Below are 16,871 nucleotides of genomic sequence, written 5' to 3' on the forward strand. Positions count from 1 at the left end.
CTAATAACTTTTGTTGCTAAACGGTATATCTTAAAATATGAGGTTTCCTTTAATTTTGTTAAGTCTTTCATTGCTTTTAAGTGCCTGTGGGAATGATTCAAGCCTAAATGCTGAAGCTGAAACCATTGATATTGAATTAAAGGTCAATAGATTCGATTTGGAATTTGCTGAAACACATCCCAAAAACTTTGAAAGTTTAAGGCGTGAATATCCAGAGCTTTTTTCTAATAATGTTCCAGATAGTCTATGGATAGCAAAAATGAAGAGTGATTTGCAACAGGAGATCAACACTGAAGTTCAACAGGAGTTTTTAGATTTTGGAGCTGAAAAAAGAAGGATTGAGCATCTGTTTCAATATATTAAATACTACTACCCAAACTATGAAATTCCAGAAGTGTTTACACTGGCAGAAGAGGTAAATTACAGACAAAAATTAATTTTAGGCCAGGACGCTTTATTGATATCTTTAGATAATTACCTGGGTAAAGACCACAAATTTTATAAAGGTCTACCGCAATATATCGCCTTTCAGCAGGATAAGAAATTCCTGATTTCTGATATTATTGAGGCCTTTGCCATGCAGAGAATCAATCCTAAACGATCCAGAACTTTTCTTTCTAATATGGTTTATTATGGGAAAATACTGTACCTCAAAGACCGTTTGATGCCATTTGAACCAGATACAGCAAAAATATACTATTCTAAAGAAGAGCTTTTATGGGCAGAAGAAAATGAACAGCAAATCTGGTCGTTCTTTGTAGAAAGGGATTTGATTTATTCAACTGATAATCGATTAGAGGATAGGTTTATAAATTTGGCACCCTACTCTAAATTTTATTTGGAACTAGATAATGAATCTGCTCCACGTATTGGCCAGTATATCGGCTGGCAAATTGTAAGAGCTTACATGAATAAATATCCTAAGACTAGCCTAAAGGAGCTGATAGATATGAAATCTGATCTTATTTTTACACAATCAAAATACAAGCCTTAATTATGCTAAAGAAAAAATCTAAAATTACAATCGACGTTGAGACCGATGAAAATAGAATTCCAGAAAAGTTAACCTGGTCGGCACAAGATGGCGGTATCAATGATGAAGAGGCTAAAGCAGCTTTTTTAAGTATTTGGGATCATAATGCACAGGAAACCTTAAGAATCGATTTATGGACCAAAGAAATGCCTGTAGACGAGATGAAGAAATTTTTTCATCAGATTTTTGTGGGGATGACCGACACTTTCCAAAGAGCGACGGATGATGAAAAAATGACCGAAACCATGAAGGATTTCTGCGATTATTTTGCCGAAAAGTTAGACATTAAAGATGCAAAAAAATAAGGCTCTTATTTTTGTGTATAATGCCAACAAAGGAGCTGGTAGCGGTTTAATGGGCAGTCTTCATAAAGCTATTAGTCCTAAAACCTATGAATGCAATCTTTGTCGTCTAACTCATGGAGTTTTTGCTGAAAAAAAGGCATGGAGAAACTTCCGAAAACGAAGTGAAGTTGAAATGATTTTTCTTCATAAAGAAGAGTATCAAGATAAATTCAAATCCAAGTTTGAGTCTTTGTACGATCTACCGGTTATTTTATACCAGGATAATTATGACTTGAGTGTCATGGTAAAAAAAGAAGAGCTCAATCAAATGGAGGAAGTGGAAACATTAATAGAAAAACTCGAAACAAGACTCTAGTTTTGTAGAGTTTCATTGATGTTTTGGATGTAATCCAATATCTCATCTCTGCCCGTTTTATTTACTGATGAGGTAATAAAATAAGGAGGAAGTTCTTCCCAGGTTTCCATCAACTTAAGTTTATAATTGGCAATGTTGTTTTCTAAAGCATGGGGCTTTAATTTATCTGCTTTGGTAAAAACAATAGAAAAAGGGATAGTGTTCATTCCCATCCATTGCAAAAACTCTAAATCGATAGGTTGAGGCTCGTGTCTACAATCTATAAGGACGAAGGTATTAACCAGTTGCTGGCGTTTTTCAAAATAAGCAGTAATGTATTTCTGAAATGTCTTTTTCTCTTTCTTACTCACTTTGGCGTAACCATAACCCGGTAAATCGACCAGGTGCCAATTTTCATTGATTAGGAAATGATTGATTAATCTTGTTTTACCAGGTTTACCGGAAACTTTTGCAAGATTTTTCCTGCCTGTCAACATATTGATTAAGGAAGACTTCCCCACATTACTTCTTCCGATGAATGCGTACTCTGGAAGTTGAGAATTAGGGCATTTAGTCACTTCAGAATTACTGACGACAAAGGTGGAAGTTTTAATTTTCATGAGCTTTAGCTTTAGAAATTTCTTTTCTGAAGCCAGGCAAACAAAATTGAATTAAATTCGTCTGAATGTTCCATCATTGCAGCATGACCACACTTATCAATCCAAAACAATTCGGAATCTGGCAGAAGTTTATCAAAATCTTTGGCGACATGTGGAGGCGTCACTTCGTCTTGTTTACCCCAAATGATGCAGGTGGGTGTATTCATGTCTGGTAGATCCTTAGCCATATTATGCCTAATGGCGCTTTTTGCAATTGATAAAGTCCTGATGAGTTTGCTTCTGTCATTCACTACACTGTAGACATCATCAATAATTTCCTGGGTAGCTATTTCGGGATCATAAAAGACATCTTGAGCTTTTTTCTTGATGTATTCATAGTCACCTCGCTTAGGATAACTTTCGCCCATAGCACTTTCGTAAAGGCCTGAGCTACCTGTAATGACCAGAGCCTTCACGATTTCCGGATATATTTTAGTGGTTAATAACCCCACGTGTCCCCCTAAGGAATTCCCTACCAAAATGACTTCGCCATAAGATTTGAAATCAATAAACTCTTTGATGTAAGAAGTCAAATTCTTGATATTCGTCTTCAGCAATGGCATGTCGTACAATGGTAATTCAGGGACAACAACCTTGTATCCTTTCTCTGGGAAATAATTCATCACCCCATCAAAATTACTCAATCCTCCCATCAGTCCATGTAAAATAACGATTGGAGTTCCTTCCCCTTTTTCAAAGTATTTAAACTTGCCTTCTTGCAGTATATGTTCTTCCATCAGGTTTTCAGATTTCAAAATCCAAATATAAAGATATTTGAATAAGAAAACCCTATACTTTATATGACTTGTAAGATCAATAGATAATGAAATGATACTAAGAGCTTTAAACCAAAAAAGAGATAAAAAAGTGATAGATGTGCTTTGGATTTTGGTTAAAATGAAGCTTTATATAGTTTATCCACAGTCAGTTGAAAATTCACCCATCCACGAAAGCCATTGTAAAACCTAAGCTGAACTAGTCTTAAAGCCTTCTAAATAAAAAAGTTATCCACAATGTGGTAGAAAGTGGTAAAATGTGGTAAAAAATTCAATATATTTGAAATTGAAACCAGACTACCCATGAATACTTTAATAGGGACATATGAATGCAAAGTTGATACAAAAGGTCGACTTATGCTACCCTCTGGTTTAAAAAAGCAGATGCTTTCGATTCTTGAAGAAGGGTTTGTCTTGAAACGTTCTGTCTTTCAGCCGTGTCTAGAATTATACCCGATGAGCCAGTGGAATGCCTTGATGGAAAAGATGAATGGGTTGAATCGGTTTAGCAAAAAGAACAATGACTTCATTAGAAAGTTTTCTGCTGGAGTTAAAATGATAGAAATAGATGGCAACGGTAGACTTTTAATTCCTAAGGATCTCATTGCATTTGCAGGAATTGAAAAAGAGTTGGTAGTTTCTTCTGCTATTAATATCGTTGAAATTTGGGATAAGGATAACTATGAATCTGTCATTAGTAATTCTGATGATTTTGCAGAATTGGCTGAAGACGTAATGGGTAATGATATAGATGAGTGAAGCTTACCACATACCAGTTTTGCTTAAAGAAAGCGTGGATGGCATGAACATTAAGCCAGATGGAGTTTATGTTGATGTGACCTTTGGAGGTGGTGGGCACTCTCGAGAAATACTTTCCCGATTGGGTGAGCATGGGCGTCTGCTGGCCTTTGATCAGGATTTAGATGCTGTAGAAAATTCTATTGATGATGAACGATTTACTCTCATCCAGGCTAATTTTCAGTTCATCAAGCGCTTCTTGAAGCTTGAAGGAGTAAAAGAAGTGGATGCCATTCTTGGAGATTTTGGTGTTTCTTCACATCAATTCGATGAAGGCGAAAGAGGCTTTTCTATTCGCTTTGATGCCGACCTGGATATGAGAATGGATCAAAATACGGGAATGAGTGCTTCAGAATTGGTTAATACCTATCCTGAAGAACAATTCGCTCAAATCCTATGGCAATATGGAGAGATTAAAATGTCCAGGAAGCTAGCTAAGGCTATTATTCAGGAAAGAGCTACAAATCCAATTCAGTCTACGTCTCAATTGAACGCTTTACTTACGCCTTTTTTTCCGCCAACAAAGGTGAATAAGTTTTTAGCACAGGTATATCAGGCGATCAGAATAGAAGTTAATCAGGAAATGGAAGTGCTTAAAGCGTTTTTACTTCAAACCCCTGAACTCATCAAGAAAGGAGGTAGGCTTAGCCTAATTTCTTATCATTCTCTGGAAGATAGGCTTGTGAAAAGATTCATTAGAGATGGAAAATTTTCGGGTGCCCCAGAAAAAGATTTTTATGGAAATATGCTTGTGCCTTTCAGAAAGGTGGGTAAACTGATGACACCGAGCTCTACTGAAATGAGACAAAATTCCAGATCTAGAAGTGCGAAATTAAGAATAGGCGAAAAATTATAAGATGGCGAACAATATAGCTAACATCTTGAAAGGTAGGTTTTTGGTGAACGATGGTGCGTTCACCAACTGGGCTTTTATCGTGTTTTGTGCTTTACTTGCCATTATCATGATTGCCAGTTCACATAGCGCCGAACGTAAAGTGTATAGGGTAGCTGAGCTTAACCAGGAATTGAGAGAGTTGAGAAGTGAGTTTGTCGACACTCGTAAAAACCTTATGCAACAAAAGATGGAGTCGAATGTAGCCAGAAAGATGAAGCAGCGATCTATAGGCCTTTCAGATAAGCCGCCTTATAAGATAATTGTAAAATCAAACTAAGATGACAACAGATAAAGGCATTTTAAGACGGTTTTATATAGTAGCAACACTGCTGGTGCTTGTGTTTTTGATCATGGGGTACAAGCTATTTGATATTCAAATCATAGAGGGGCAGAAGTACAAAGATTTAGCACAGCAGACGGTGTATAGGAATTTCAATATTGAGCCTAACCGGGGGAACCTTTACGATGCTAATATGAATCTTTTAGCAACTTCCGTTCCTAAGTATGATATACGTTTTGATGCCGTAACGGTTTCAGAAGCTAATTTTCAGAAATATGTCTCAGCTTTAGCTACTCAATTATCAACTAAACTTGGTAATTCCAAGACCTACTACTTAAGAAAACTAAAAAAAGCAAGAGAAGTAAAAAACCGATATGTACTGATAGCTAAGCAAGTGGATTATTCTGAATACGTTGCTATAAGAGAGTTTCCACTTTTCAACTTAGGACCTTATAAAGGTGGATTTATCGCAGAGCAATCTACTGTGAGAGAAAATCCTCTGGGAAAAATTGGTGAGCGTACTGTAGGTTTTGGAAACGTAGGCTTGGAAGGTGCTTTTGATGAGTATCTTAAGGGTAAACAGGGCAAGCGATTAAAGCAAAAAATAGCTAAAGGACAGTGGAAACCTATAAGTGATGTGAACGAAGTGGAGCCTGAGGATGGGTATGATGTGATATCAACAATTGATGTGAATATTCAGGATGTGGCTCATCATGCTTTGCTTGAGCAGCTTGAACATTTTGAAGCCGATCATGGAAGTGTTGTGGTGATGGAAACTAAGACAGGAGAAATCAAAGCGATATCTAACCTAGGCCGTATTAAAAATTCTAATAAATACTACGAAAAGTTAAATTATGCGGTTTATGAGCCTCACGAGCCGGGATCTACCTTCAAGCTTATGAGTATGGCAGCTGCTCTGGAAGATAAAGTCATCGATACCAGTTCGGTGTTCGATACTGAAAATGGGGTAGTGCAATTCTTTGATAGAAGGGTTTATGACTCCAAGCGCGGTGGTTATGGTAAAATATCGGCTGCTGAAGCCTTTGAAGTGTCTTCCAACACTGCATTTGCTAAAATGATTTATGAGAATTATAAAGAACAACCAGAGCGTTTTGTCAACAGGCTTTATAATATGGGTTTAAACGAGAAGCTTGGACTAAGAATAAAAGGAGAAGGAAAGCCTAAAATTCCTCATCCGGAAGATTCAAATTGGTATGGAACGACCCTGCCTTGGATGTCTTTTGGATATGGGGTGTCCCTAACCTCTTTACAAACCCTTACATTTTATAATGCTATTGCAAATGATGGTTTAAAGGTAAAACCAAGATTTATTAAAAAAGTCAGAGATAAGCATTCATTGATTGAGTCTTACGAAGAACCCATAGTAGAAGGTAGCATTTGCTCTAAGGAAACAGCGCATCAATTGAAGAGTATGTTGGAAGGTGTTGTAGAGAGAGGTACTGGAACAAATATTAAACATTCCAACTTTACAATGGCCGGAAAAACGGGAACCTGCCAGACTGAATATTGGATAGAATCTGGACGATACATCTCTTCTTTTGTGGGTTATTTTCCCGCAGATGAGCCTAAATACTCCTGTATTGTTGTGATTCATAAGCCTAATCCAAAAATTGGATATTACGGCAGCACTGTGGCAGCTCCAGTGTTTGCGAAAATTGCTCAAAAAATTTATATAGATACTCCTCTAAAAGATGAAATAAAATCAGAAGCAATACAACAAGATCTTGTACAACAATCGTACGAAAATTACTACGATGTTTCCAAAACCTATAAAACTGTAATGCCGGATTTAAGAGGTTATCCTGCTATGGATGCCGTTTCCATTCTAGAAAATTTAGGATTGAAAGTAAAATTAGTTGGTGATGGCAAAGTGGTTCAGCAATCCATCAAAAAAGGAACTAAAATATCAGAAAATCAAAGCGTTAATTTAATTTCAAGTTGAAAGTATTAAAAGACATATTATATAAAGCACCAATCGAGTCTGTAAAGGGATCTACTGATATTGATGTGCATAATGTAGCATTTGACAGCCGCGAGATCAAAGATAAAGACGTGTTTATCGCGATAAAGGGCGAAGCATCAGATGGTCATTTATTTATAGATGCTGCAATCTCAAAAGGCGCTAAAGCAATTATTTGTGAGGATCTTCCTTTGGAGTTTGCTCCGGAAATCACTTACGTTCAAGTTAAAGACACTCGTGAAGCCTTGGCAATCATCGCTTCAAATTATTATGAAAATCCGTCCTCTAATCTTAAGTTGATAGGGGTTACAGGAACTAATGGGAAAACTACTGTAACCTCTTTACTTTATCAGTTGTTCAAATCGCTTGGTTATAAGGTCGGTTTGATTTCCACCGTTGTTATAAAAGTGGATAATATAGATCATTCTACGAAGCTAACTACTCCAGACTCACTCACCATCAACTCTTACCTAAAACAGATGAATGAAGCAGGTGCAGAATATTGCTTTATGGAGGTAAGCTCACATGGTATAGCACAACACAGGACTCTAGGTCTTGATTTTGCAGCTGGTATATTCACAAATTTATCTCAAGATCATCTGGATTATCATAAGAGCTTTGCAGAGTATAGAGACGTTAAAAAACGCTTTTTCGACCAGCTTTCAAAAGATGCTTTCGCGATTACCAATGTAGACGATAAGAACGGTAATTATATGTTTCAGAATACGAGAGCTAAAACTTATGGATACGCAGTTAAAAATCTCACCGATTACAAAGTCAAAATACTTGAGAAAAGTTTCTCAGGGCTAAAACTGAACATCAATGGCAATGAGGTGTGGTCAAGGTTTATTGGCGATTTTAATGCTTATAATTTATTGGCGGTATATGCCACAGCAGATCTACTTGGGGTGAACGAACTCGAAAACTTACAGGGATTGAGTCAACTTAAGCCAGTAGATGGTAGGTATCAGCATCATATTTCCAATACTGGAATTCATGTGATAGTGGATTATGCCCATACCCCAGATGCACTACAAAATGTCCTTCAGACTACAAATGATATTAGAACACACAACGAAGAGCTTATTACAGTGGTAGGTTGTGGAGGCGATCGTGATAAGACTAAAAGGCCTCTAATGGGTAAGATAGCAGCCAACATGAGTTCTAAAGTTATACTTACCAGTGATAATCCTAGAACAGAAAATCCAGATGCAATCATTGCGGATATAGAGAAAGGTATAGAACCTCAGGATGCCTTCAAAGTATTATCAATTACGGATAGAAAACAAGCCATTAAGACTGCTTGTAATCTTGCTGATGCAGGTGATATTATAGTGATAGCAGGAAAAGGACATGAAACCTACCAGGAAGTGAATGGAAAGCGAACAGATTTTGACGACTTTAAAATTGTAAAAGAATCATTAGCTCAAGTAAATAAGTAAGATATGTTATACCACTTATTCGAATTTTTGGAAAACAATTACGATCTCCCTGGAGCTCGATTGTTTCAGTACATATCGTTTAGAGCTGCTTTTGCTATAATCTTATCCTTATTGGTTTCTACTATTTTTGGTAAACGCATTATTCTTTTTCTTCAAAGAAAGCAAATAGGTGAGAGTGTAAGGGAGCTAGGACTCGAAGGTCAAAAAGAAAAAGCAGGCACGCCTACCATGGGAGGTCTCATTATCATTTTTTCGACACTCATACCAGTTTTACTTCTTGCGGAGTTGAACAATATCTACATTATACTTTTAATAGTGACGACCATTTGGATGGGAGCGATTGGTTTTTTAGATGATTACATCAAAACATTTAAAAAGAATAAGGAAGGACTTAAGGGACGCTTTAAAGTAGTTGGGCAAATTGGTTTAGGAATATTTGTAGGGGCAGTTATGTACTTTCATCCAGATGTTACAGTGAGGTCTGAGAATGTGGTTACAACCACCAATAATAAACAGGTCATCACCGAAACCTCTCCAGAAGAAAAATCAACAACCACTACGATTCCTTTTTTCAAAAATAATGAACTAGACTATTCCAAAGCTATCTCGTGGATAGGAGAAGGTGCTGCATCTTATGCCTGGTTGATTTTTATCCCGATCGTGATTTTTATTGTTACAGCAGTATCCAATGGTGCTAATCTTACAGATGGAATAGATGGTCTAGCTGCCGGGAGCTCAGCCATCATCGTCCTTACTCTGGGTATTTTTGCCTGGGTGTCTGGTAATATCATTTTTTCAGACTATCTCAATGTCATGAATATTCCCAGAACTGGAGAAATGACAATTTTTATTACTGCTTTTGCGGGTTCCCTGGTTGGGTTTCTGTGGTACAATACCTATCCAGCTCAAATCTTCATGGGAGATACAGGAAGTTTAACCATAGGAGGTATTATTGCTGTTTTAGCTATTGCTACAAGAAAAGAACTACTCATTCCCATCTTATGCGGTATTTTCTTTATTGAAAATTTATCGGTGATTTTACAGGTGAGCTGGTTCAAATACACCAAAAAGAAAACAGGAACAGGGCGACGCATCTTCCTGATGTCCCCTTTACATCACCATTACCAAAAACTAGGTTTTCATGAATCTAAAATCGTCGTTAGATTTTGGATCATCGGTATTTTATTAGCTGTAATAACCATTGTAACCCTAAAGATTAGATAAATGAAAAAGCTAGTGGTTTTAGGAGGAGGTGAAAGTGGAGTTGGAGCCTCCATATTGGGTAAAGACCAAGGATTTGAGGTGTTTTTGTCTGATTTTTCTACGATAAAACCTAAGTTCAAATCCAAACTGAATTCAGAAGCAGTAGAGTTTGAAGAAGGAGGGCATACGATGTCTAGACTGGAAACTGCAGATCTCATCGTGAAGAGTCCTGGAATTTCTGATGACTTAAATGTGATTCAACACTTAAGGGAAAAGCATATAAATATCATCTCAGAGATTGAGTTTGCTTCCCGTTATACAGATGCCAATCTTGTAGCCATAACTGGTTCCAATGGAAAGACGACAGTCACCAACATGGTCTATCATATTTTGCACAATGCTGGATTATCGGTCTCTATGGCGGGTAATATCGGCTTTAGCTTTGCAGAGCAGGTGGCCAGAAAAAAAGTTCATAATTATGTGCTGGAGGTTAGTAGTTTTCAATTGGATGGAATTGAAAATTTTAAGCCTCATATAGCCATTTTAACCAGTATAACCCCAGATCATCTGGATAGATATCATCATAATTTTGAAGAATATATAGAGGCAAAATTCAATATCACCAAAAATCAAACTGAGGAGGATTATCTTATTTATAATAAAGATGATGATGTGATCTACACCTGGTTGGCTCATAATAAAACCAAAGCCACTTTGGTTCCCTTTACCATGGAAACCATTGCAGAGGACTTATCCGCCTTTATCCAGGATAATAAAATTAAAATCAATCTTAATCATAATTTATTTACTATGTCTGTAAAAGATTTAGCCGTTAAAGGCGACCACAATACAAGAAATGCAATGGCAGCATCTACTGCTGCTAGACTGCTTAAAATAAGAAAGCAAACCATTAGAGATAGTATGGAAAGCTTTCAGGGTGTAGAGCACCGCCTGGAGCAACTGGGTAAAGTCAAGAAGGTATCATTTATTAATGATTCCAAAGCTACTAACGTGAATGCCACCTTTTATGCTTTAGATAGTATGAACGCCCCAACGGTTTGGATTGTTGGAGGAGTAGATAAAGGAAATAAATATGAAGATCTACTAGCACTTGTTAACGAAAAGGTAAAGGCTATTGTTTGTTTAGGTATAGATAACAGCAATATCTACGATGCCTTTAGTAATTGCGTTGATACAATTATCGAAACTGCTAATATGAAAGACGCAGTAAGAACGGCTTACGAATTGACAGAAGATAACGATGCCGTCTTGTTATCTCCAGCTTGTGCGAGTTTTGATTTATTTGAAAACTATGAAGACAGAGGGAGACAATTTAAAAGTGAAGTACAAAGTCTAAGAAAATAATAAAATGTCTACAAACTCAGGACTTAAGGAATTTTTTAAAAGCATTAAAGGCGATAAGATGTTATGGTCTGTGGCTGCGCTTTTGGCAATCTTTTCTTTTATACCTGTGTATAGTGCCTCTAGCAACTTGGCCTATCTCAATGGAGCAAGCGGAAGCACATTTGCTTACTTGGTCAAGCATTTTATTCATTTGGTTTTGGGCTTCTCTATACTTTATGCTACACATAAAATTCCATATCGCTATTTTAGAGGTTTATCCATTATACTGCTGCCGGTTGTAATAGTTCTTTTAATTATCACCCTTCTACAGGGAACCACTATGCAGGGAGCCAATGCTAGCAGATGGATACAGGTGCCTATTGTTAACTTCTCATTTCAAACATCAACACTCGCGTCAGTGGTATTGTTAATCTATGTGGCCAGATATTTATCAAAAATTAAGGAGGCTTCTTACACTTTCAAAGATACAATAGTTCCGCTTTGGCTGCCGGTGTTTTTAGTTGTAGGCCTTATTCTTCCTGCTAACTTATCTACTGCGGCTATTATCTTTACAACCGTATTGATGCTGACTTTTATTGGTGGTTATACCTTTAAGTACACTGCTGCTGTGGTTGGAATAGGGATGCTAGGTTTGGTGCTTTTTGGTCTCTCAGCAAAAGCCTTCCCAGATTTATTTCCAAACCGGGTGGATACCTGGATCAGCCGAGTTGAAAGCTTTACGCAAGGAGAAGAAAGTAAAGAGCAATATCAGGTTGAAAAGGCAAAAATTGCGATTGCTACTGGAGGTATTACTGGAAATGGAATTGGAAAAAGTGTGCAAAGAAATTTCTTACCTCAATCCTCTTCAGACTTTATCTATGCCATTATTGTGGAAGAAATGGGAATGCTAGGTGGAATAGGTGTGATTTTAGCTTACTTATTTATGTTATATAGGATGGCCATTATTGTAACAAAATCTGAAACCACTTATGGTAGATTACTGGTGATTGCAGCTGGAATCCCAATTATTTTTCAGGCGTTTATCAATATAGCAGTAGCTGTAGAATTTTTCCCTGTGACAGGACAAACACTTCCCTTAGTTGGCAGTGGAGGAACCTCCATTTGGATGACATGTCTTGCGCTTGGAATCGTTATAAGTGTAAGTGCCAAAAATGAAATTAGAGAAAAAGCAGATGCCGAACAAAAGGCTAAAGAGGAAGACCTTGCAATTGAAAACCCTTTAGAAGTGTTAAGCGAGACGATATGAGCGGTAAACGATACATGATTTCAGGAGGAGGAACAGGTGGACATATCTATCCTGCAATTGCTATTGCTGAAGAATTACAAAGCAGACATCCAGATGCTAAGTTTTTATTTGTAGGTGCAAAAGATAAGATGGAGATGACTAAAGTACCAGAAGCAGGCTTTAAGATAGAGGGGCTCTGGATTTCTGGAATTCAAAGAAAATTGAGCCTTGCAAATCTGATGTTTCCTTTCAAGCTCATCAGTTCTATTCTTAAATCCAAACGTCTCCTCAAATCGTTTAAGCCAAATGTTGTTATCGGTACCGGAGGATTTGCAAGTGGGCCATTGCTTAAAGCAGCCTCCAGCTTGAATATTCCGACTTTAATACAGGAACAAAATGCTTACGCAGGCATTACCAATAAATGGTTAGCTAAAGAAGCCAATACTATTTGTGTTGCTTACGAAGGCATGGACAAGTTTTTTCCTAAGGATAAAATTGTTCTCACGGGTAACCCAATTCGTAAAGATCTACTTGAAGTCAGTAGCAAAAAGGAAGAAGCTATTAAGTATTTTGACCTAGATCACGAAAAAAAGACATTACTCATCATTGGAGGAAGTCTTGGTTCGCAACGCATCAATGAGTTGATAGTAGACCATATCAGTCTTTTTGAAGATGAAAACCTGCAGGTCTTATGGCAGTGCGGAAAATTATATTATGACAGGTACAAGCATTTGAGCACTGCCAACTTAAAGGTCCTAGAGTTCATATCTAAAATGGACCTGGCTTATGCAGCTTCAGATGTGATTATATCCAGAGCGGGTGCAGGAGCTGTAAGCGAATTGAGCTTAGTGGGTAAGCCAGTAATTTTTATTCCCTCACCCAATGTTGCCGAAGACCATCAGACCAAAAATGCAAAATCTCTAGAAGATAAGCAGGCTGCCATCATGCTTAAAGAATCAGATTTGGACAACAAGTTCGTGGCCACATTTAGAGGCCTGATTAGAGATACAGACTTACAAAAAGAATTATCTAAACATATAGTACAACTGGCCAAGCCTTTGGCGACCAAAAGTATAGTTGATGAAGTGGAACATATAGAAAGTCAATTGAAATGAAAGCACTAAATGCTTATACACATGTGGTTTTTATCGGTATTGGAGGTATCGGTATGAGTGCATTGGCGAGATACTTCAATCAAAAGGGACATAAGGTATTAGGATATGACAAAACTGAAACTGAACTCACTTCAGCGATGAAGAGTGAAGGTATAGCTGTGTATTATTCTCAAGAGGAATTAATCGATTTACTTAAAATCGACTTAGAACAGATTCTTGTCATTTACACTCCGGCCATATCAGATAAATCACTTTTACATCAATATTTTAAGAGTCATAATATCGAACTTTATAAACGTTCAGTGATATTGGGAGAAGTCACAAAATCCATGCCCACCCTGGCTGTTGCAGGAACCCATGGTAAGACCACTACCTCTGCCATATTGGCCCATATTTTAAAAGCAAGCGGAATCAAATTAACAGCATTTTGTGGCGGAGTATTGTCCAATTATAACACCAACTATATTGGTGATGGAGAAGAAGTTGTGGTTGTGGAAGCCGATGAGTTTGACAGGTCTTTTCTTCAGCTTCATCCTTCTGCTGCTGTCATAAACTCTATGGACGCCGATCATCTAGATATTTATGACACGCCAGAACAATTAACAGAGACGTTTAAAGCCTTTTCAAACCTGGTGCCTAATCATCACCTTTACATGAAATCAGGACTGAGTCTTATGGCTAAAACCATAGGAATCGAGGAGGATTCTGATATCTCAGTAAAAAACATCTTAGTTAAAAATGGAAGTTACCGTTTCGACATCAAGACAAAAATTACTGAGCTTAGTAATTTAGAATTCTCATTGCCGGGTCATCATAATTTACTTAATGCGGCCGCTGCTTTAGCCTTAGCCATAGATTTCAAACCTGAATTAACTAGCGCATTTGGATCAGCCCTTGCAAGTTTTAAAGGAGTGAAGAGACGTTTCAATTATATTCATAAGTCAGACCGATTAGTGGTCATAGATGATTACGCTCATCATCCTACAGAAATAGACGCAGTGCACCAGGCGATATTAGAAATGCATCCCAATAAAAAATCGGTTGTCATTTTTCAACCGCATCTTTTTACAAGAACCAGAGATTTCGCTGAAGGTTTTGCTCGAAGCCTGTCTAAGTTTGATGAAGTAAATCTATTAGATATTTATCCGGCAAGGGAAGAGCCTATTGAAGGAGTAACATCAGAATACCTGCTGAATTTAATCGACCACCCTGAAAAAGCTTTGATCAAAAAAAGAAATATACATGATAAGGTAACCAACGCGGAAGACAAAGTAATTGTTCTGCTAGGGGCCGGCGATATAGGAGTAGAAGCTACAAATCTTTTAAAGCATTGGCATGAAAATGTTTAATCTACATACACTTAGATTGATTCTGATCCTTGGAGTGCTGTTCTTTTTGGTAGGATTTGCAAATCATAGACGAAAGATGAAGCCTGTCCAGTCAGTCGAAGTTAAGCTGATGGATGCTTCAAAAATATTTATTACAGAATTTCAGGTAAAAGATCTTCTACAGGCTACCTTGAGTTCTCATGGAGATTCAATAGTCAATGAATCAAACCTTGCTCACTTTGAAAAAGTCTTAAACGCAAATGACATGGTGAAATCATCAGAAATTTTTTATTCATTGGATGGGATCTTATCTGCAGAAATTATACAACGTCAGCCTATCGCTAGGATAAAAGAAAATGGATTTTACTACTTAGACCAGGATGGGGAACCAATGCCTCTATCTTCAAACTACTCATCTAGAGTGCCTTTGGTTTCTGGAGTTAAGAAAAAAGACCTCAAAGAAGTTTATCCGCTTTTGATGAAAATTGAAGCCGATGATTTTTTAAAAAAACATATCATTGCAATCCGAAAAATTTCAGAGAAAAACTATGTTCTATCCGTAAGAGACAAAGACTATATGGTCAATTTTGGTCAAATTTCTTATCTTGAAAAAAAGTTGAATAACTATAAGGTTTTTTATAAAAAAGCAGCACAATATAAAAAACTAGATAATTATAAACGCATAGATTTGCAATTTGGTAATCAAGTAGTGTGCACAATAAAGTAATAATCTACAAAGATGGAAGAAGATAATATTGCAGTAGGCTTAGATATTGGAACAACAAAGATTGTTGCCATGATTGGTCGTAAAAACGAATACGGCAAGATGGAGATTCTTGGGATAGGAAGAACAAAAAGTCTTGGTGTTCATCGCGGGGTCGTCAATAATATTACCCAGACCATCCAATCCATTCAGCAAGCCATACAACAGGCTGAAGCTAATTCTGGCTTGGAGGTAAAAGGCGTAACTGTAGGGATTGCTGGCCAGCATATTAGAAGTCTTCAGCATAGCGATTACATAACAAGAGATGATGTAGAGGATGTCATAGAAGATCAGGATATCGATAATCTGTGCAATCAGGTACACAAGCTGGTGATGCTTCCTGGGGAAGAAATCATACATGTATTACCACAGGAATATAAAGTAGATGGTCAATCTGAAATTATGGAACCTAGAGGCATGTCTGGTGGGCGCTTAGAAGCCAATTTTCATGTGGTGGTCGGGCAAATATCGTCCATTCGAAACATTGGAAGATGCGTTAAGAACTCTGGTTTAGAGCTTAACGGAATGACTCTGGAGCCTTTGGCGTCAGCACATTCTGTCCTGAGTCAGGAAGAAAAAGAAGCCGGAGTTGCTTTAATTGATATAGGTGGCGGGACTACAGACCTGGCTATCTTTAAAGATGGTATCATTAGGCATACAGCAGTCATTCCACTTGGAGGAAATGCCATAACCGAAGATATTAAAGAAGGCTGTTCTATCATTGAAAAACAAGCCGAACTGCTTAAAGTAAAATTTGGATCGGCCTGGCCTGGAGAGAACAAAGAAAATGAAATCGTATCTATTCCTGGGTTAAGAGGACGGGATCCCAAGGAGATTTCCTTAAAGAACCTGTCTAAAGTCATTCACTATAGAGCTGTGGAGATCATCGATCAGGTATACCTTGAGATAAAAAATTACGGACACGAGGAACAAAAGAAAAAATTGATTGCGGGAATAGTGATTACTGGTGGAGGCGCCCAATTGAAACACTTAAAGCAGCTTGTTGAATACGTCACAGGTATGGACACCAGAATAGGCTATCCCAATGAATACCTTGCTGGAGAAACCGATAAGGAAATTGCAAGTCCACTTTATGCCACCGCTGTTGGCCTGGTGATGGATGGTTTGCAACGCAAAGCGTTGGATAGAGCCGAACAAAGAGAGCAGGAAGGGCAGACGATTTCAACAAAAACAGAGGAGGCGAGCGAATCAAATGCTTCACATGAGTCAGATAGTGAAAAAGAGCAAGAGCATCAAACCGACATACCAGAGCAACCCAATCAGCCAGCTCGGCCTAGCAGAAATGTAGTTGAGAAATGGTTTGATAAACTGAAAGATTTTTTAGATAACGCAGAGTAGAATACCAACC

At 37.6% G+C, this 16,871-nt stretch carries 17 protein-coding genes; 15 read left to right on the forward strand and 2 right to left on the reverse strand.

Annotated elements, in window-relative coordinates:
- Positions 1-37: 37 nt before the first annotated feature.
- From gldB to F598_RS0110660, 3 genes are read left to right on the forward strand one after another with little or no spacing between them, the layout of a single operon-like run.
- Positions 38-994, forward strand: coding sequence for a gliding motility lipoprotein GldB (gene gldB, locus F598_RS0110650; protein WP_019039039.1), 957 nt, complete (start codon positions 38-40; stop codon positions 992-994).
- Positions 995-996: 2 nt separating this feature from the next.
- Complete coding sequence (gldC, locus tag F598_RS0110655) at positions 997-1,338, forward strand: gliding motility protein GldC (RefSeq protein WP_019039040.1); 342 nt, start codon at positions 997-999, stop codon at positions 1,336-1,338.
- Positions 1,325-1,693: a hypothetical protein gene (locus F598_RS0110660; protein WP_019039041.1), complete on the forward strand. Its 369-nt coding sequence runs from the start codon at positions 1,325-1,327 to the stop codon at positions 1,691-1,693. Before gldC ends, F598_RS0110660 begins: the two co-directional genes overlap by 14 nt.
- Here F598_RS0110660 and yihA read toward each other — a convergent pair.
- Positions 1,690-2,292 (reverse strand): ribosome biogenesis GTP-binding protein YihA/YsxC, encoded by a 603-nt coding sequence (yihA, locus tag F598_RS0110665; RefSeq protein ID WP_019039042.1) that lies wholly within the window; start codon positions 2,290-2,292, stop codon positions 1,690-1,692. The two genes, F598_RS0110660 and yihA, sit on opposite strands and share 4 nt — an antisense overlap.
- A gap of 11 nt (positions 2,293-2,303) precedes the next feature.
- Positions 2,304-3,068, reverse strand: coding sequence for an alpha/beta fold hydrolase (locus tag F598_RS0110670; RefSeq protein ID WP_019039043.1), 765 nt, complete (start codon positions 3,066-3,068; stop codon positions 2,304-2,306).
- 342 nt (positions 3,069-3,410) lie between these two features.
- Between F598_RS0110670 and mraZ the strand changes: the two genes are divergently transcribed.
- From mraZ to ftsA, 12 genes are read left to right on the forward strand one after another with little or no spacing between them, the layout of a single operon-like run.
- Positions 3,411-3,866 (forward strand): division/cell wall cluster transcriptional repressor MraZ, encoded by a 456-nt coding sequence (gene mraZ / locus F598_RS0110680; RefSeq protein ID WP_019039045.1) that lies wholly within the window; start codon positions 3,411-3,413, stop codon positions 3,864-3,866.
- On the forward strand, positions 3,859-4,761 hold the full coding sequence (gene rsmH, locus F598_RS0110685) for a 16S rRNA (cytosine(1402)-N(4))-methyltransferase RsmH (protein ID WP_019039046.1): 903 nt from the start codon (positions 3,859-3,861) through the stop codon (positions 4,759-4,761). Before mraZ ends, rsmH begins: the two co-directional genes overlap by 8 nt.
- 1 nt (position 4,762) lies before the next feature.
- The gene (locus tag F598_RS0110690) at positions 4,763-5,077 is read left to right on the forward strand and encodes an FtsL-like putative cell division protein (protein ID WP_026302657.1); all 315 of its coding nucleotides are present in this window, start codon (positions 4,763-4,765) and stop codon (positions 5,075-5,077) included.
- Position 5,078: 1 nt separating this feature from the next.
- Entirely contained in the window at positions 5,079-7,043 is a 1,965-nt protein-coding gene (locus tag F598_RS0110695; protein ID WP_019039049.1) for a penicillin-binding protein, read from the forward strand.
- Positions 7,040-8,503 (forward strand): UDP-N-acetylmuramoyl-L-alanyl-D-glutamate--2,6-diaminopimelate ligase, encoded by a 1,464-nt coding sequence (locus F598_RS0110700; protein WP_019039050.1) that lies wholly within the window; start codon positions 7,040-7,042, stop codon positions 8,501-8,503. Before F598_RS0110695 ends, F598_RS0110700 begins: the two co-directional genes overlap by 4 nt.
- A 3-nt stretch (positions 8,504-8,506) precedes the next feature.
- Entirely contained in the window at positions 8,507-9,727 is a 1,221-nt protein-coding gene (mraY, locus tag F598_RS0110705; protein ID WP_019039051.1) for a phospho-N-acetylmuramoyl-pentapeptide-transferase, read from the forward strand.
- The gene (gene murD / locus F598_RS0110710; protein WP_019039052.1) at positions 9,728-11,071 is read left to right on the forward strand and encodes a UDP-N-acetylmuramoyl-L-alanine--D-glutamate ligase; all 1,344 of its coding nucleotides are present in this window, start codon (positions 9,728-9,730) and stop codon (positions 11,069-11,071) included. It begins immediately after the preceding gene.
- Between the two features lie 4 nt (positions 11,072-11,075).
- The gene (locus F598_RS0110715) at positions 11,076-12,317 is read left to right on the forward strand and encodes an FtsW/RodA/SpoVE family cell cycle protein (protein WP_019039053.1); all 1,242 of its coding nucleotides are present in this window, start codon (positions 11,076-11,078) and stop codon (positions 12,315-12,317) included.
- Positions 12,314-13,411, forward strand: a complete 1,098-nt coding sequence (gene murG, locus F598_RS0110720; RefSeq protein ID WP_019039054.1) for an undecaprenyldiphospho-muramoylpentapeptide beta-N-acetylglucosaminyltransferase — start codon at positions 12,314-12,316, stop codon at positions 13,409-13,411. Before F598_RS0110715 ends, murG begins: the two co-directional genes overlap by 4 nt.
- A complete protein-coding gene (gene murC / locus F598_RS0110725) occupies positions 13,408-14,760 on the forward strand; it encodes a UDP-N-acetylmuramate--L-alanine ligase (RefSeq protein WP_019039055.1) in 1,353 nt (450 codons plus the stop codon). The genes murG and murC overlap by 4 nt, the downstream gene beginning before the upstream one ends.
- Positions 14,753-15,466: a cell division protein FtsQ/DivIB gene (locus F598_RS0110730; protein WP_245539777.1), complete on the forward strand. Its 714-nt coding sequence runs from the start codon at positions 14,753-14,755 to the stop codon at positions 15,464-15,466. The genes murC and F598_RS0110730 overlap by 8 nt, the downstream gene beginning before the upstream one ends.
- Positions 15,467-15,478: 12 nt before the next feature.
- Positions 15,479-16,861, forward strand: coding sequence for a cell division protein FtsA (gene ftsA, locus F598_RS0110735; RefSeq protein WP_019039057.1), 1,383 nt, complete (start codon positions 15,479-15,481; stop codon positions 16,859-16,861).
- The last annotated feature ends 10 nt before the right edge of the window (positions 16,862-16,871 follow it).

The sequence above is a fragment of the Psychroflexus tropicus DSM 15496 genome (assembly GCF_000378765.1).
Lineage (GTDB): Bacteria > Bacteroidota > Bacteroidia > Flavobacteriales > Flavobacteriaceae > Psychroflexus > Psychroflexus tropicus.